This window comes from Mesorhizobium sp. M7A.F.Ca.CA.004.04.2.1 (genome assembly GCF_004022825.1).
GTDB lineage: Bacteria > Pseudomonadota > Alphaproteobacteria > Rhizobiales > Rhizobiaceae > Mesorhizobium.
Genome location: NZ_RZPH01001006.1, coordinates 1 through 2,141, shown reverse-complemented (window position 1 = coordinate 2,141; position 2,141 = coordinate 1). Strand labels below are relative to the sequence as shown.

Genomic DNA, 2,141 nt, shown 5'->3' with positions numbered 1-2,141 from the left:
CGCCCAGAATGGCAATGCTGCGGAAGAACATGATCTGCCAGACGCTCATGCCGACGACCAACAGCTTGATCGAGGCATCCTGTGTCGAAAACAGCAAATAGGCAGCACCGGTCAGCAGGATGCCTGCAAGCACCCGCTCGCGTGTTTCGAGAATGGCGATATCGGCCATAAGGCGCGTGGGACCAAATTGCCGGAGCGGCAGAATGCTGTGAGGAGCGACACGAGGAGCTGTGAATTCAGTTCCCTCGGCACCAAGCTATAAGGGCGAAAATCGCTGCGGCGCTACGCCAGCCCGCTGGTTATGTTGGGGCAGGGGGCCATGCCGAGCTGCACTGTCGCCAAGCCTACTGCGTCGCCTGGTAAAGCTCCGAAGCGGCTTCTTTCAGCGCGCGTCGGCCGTCGGACCTGAAATACATCATGTGCCCGCCCTCGACGACATCGAGACGGATAGGCTTGGCATCGGCGAGCGATGGGATCTGGTTCACCAGGTAGCGCGAGGCGAGGTAAGGCGTGACCAGGTCGGTGTAGCCGTTGACGATCACGACACCAAGCGAAGGGTTCAGTGAGCGTGCGCGCTGCAGATCGTCCATCACTCCGGCATAGCCTTGCCGCGAGGCGCTGGTCCCGTAATCCCATTTGTGGCTGATTTCGCCATTGAGCAGCCGATAGCTGACATCGGTGCGGAAACTCAATTCGTCACGGATGTAGCCGACGAAAGCCGACGTCAGCGCCGGCACGCTGCGGTCGAGCACCGGATCCGGGCCGGCGATGCGGGCGCTCTCAGGCGCGATATCGGCTGTGCCGATCGTGGCGTCATAGGGGCTGAGCACCTTGCCGCTGGCACGGGCGAACTCCCTTGCGAACAGGCTGGTGGGGATGCGAGCGGAGTTCCGTTGCACCAAATCGAGTGGCAGGCCGGTGATCTCAGCGACGCGCTGGCTCGCCAGCCGCCTGCCTTGCTCCAGTCCGCTGGTGATTGCCGTAAGGTAATCGCCCATCGCATAATGTTCGACTTCGGCCAGCTTCTCCCGCAATGCATCGCCGCTGACGCCTTCGGTGCGTAGCCGCACCGCCGCCAGTGACGGCAGTTCGAGCGCCCAATGCAGCGGCTCGAATTCGTCGGGCTGCACCAGCGTGAACTCCAGCGCTGGCGAGATCAGCACGATGCCGCTCGGACTGACGCCGATATCTTCCTGCAATGTCCTGGCGAGCAGCGCCGCGCGGAACCCGCCATAGCTTTCGCCGGCGAGGAACAGCGGCGACCCGGTGCGGCCGTTCTGCGCGAGATAGAGCCGGATGAAGGCGCCAATCGAGCTGGCATCCTGGTTGACGCCCCAGAAATCGCGCGTGTCCTGCCCCGGTGCCTCGCGGCTGTAGCCGGTCCCCACCGGATCGACGAAGACGAGATCCGTCATGTCGAGCCAGCTGTCCGGATTGTCGATCAGTCTTTGCGGTGAGGGCAGGAGTTCGCCATCGGCTCCCGTCGCGATTATCCGTGGACCGAGTGCGCCGAGATGCAGATAGGCGGACGCTGCTCCAGGGCCGCCATTGAACACGAAGGTGATCGGCCGATGCGGGTCTTTGGCCACGCTCGCCAGCGGCTCCAGCGTGTAGGCGACGTAGAAGATCTCCGCCGTGACGTCGCCGTTGCCCGACAGCAGCGACAGGGTCGCTGCCTTTGCCTGGTAATCCAGCTTGCGCCCGGCCAGTGTGATCGAATAGTTGGTGGTCTGCGGCGGCGGCAGCAGGGACAGCACACCGCCCGCAGGTGCCGGCCGCTCCGCCGTTTCAGCCAGGACGGGCTGCGCCAGGACGGCAAGCATCGGCAGGATGAGGAAGATCAGTTTCAGCTTGACCGGCATGATGGCTCCGCGAGAACGACTCCCGCATAGGTATGGCCGAGAGGATCGAAGTCAAAGGAAATGGCTGTCTTGAACCTGCAACGGCTTGCGCTAATGTGAGCCGGAATGCAGTCGAACATCTCTCTCGATCGGTTTGGACACTGGAGCGGTGGTGTCGCCGCCGCGGCCATGGCTGCAACGCCCGAAGAATTGTCCGCTCGCTTCACAGCGGCGGCGAGCGGACTGCTTGGCTCCGACCGCGCCTATGTCGGCTTCTACCGTCGAGACCTGTCTCTTATA

The 2,141-nt window shown here is 63.1% G+C and carries 1 protein-coding gene and 1 pseudogene; both read right to left on the bottom strand.

Translation table 11 applies throughout. The features are described 5' to 3' along the window. Window positions 1-169: pseudogene (locus EN893_RS39560) on the bottom strand (EamA/RhaT family transporter); the annotation flags it as partial. Window positions 170-344: 175 nt separating this feature from the next. Continuing rightward, on the bottom strand, window positions 345-1,862 hold the full coding sequence (locus EN893_RS30450) for an alpha/beta hydrolase (RefSeq protein ID WP_127272335.1): 1,518 nt from the start codon (window positions 1,860-1,862) through the stop codon (window positions 345-347). Window positions 1,863-2,141 lie beyond the last annotated feature (279 nt).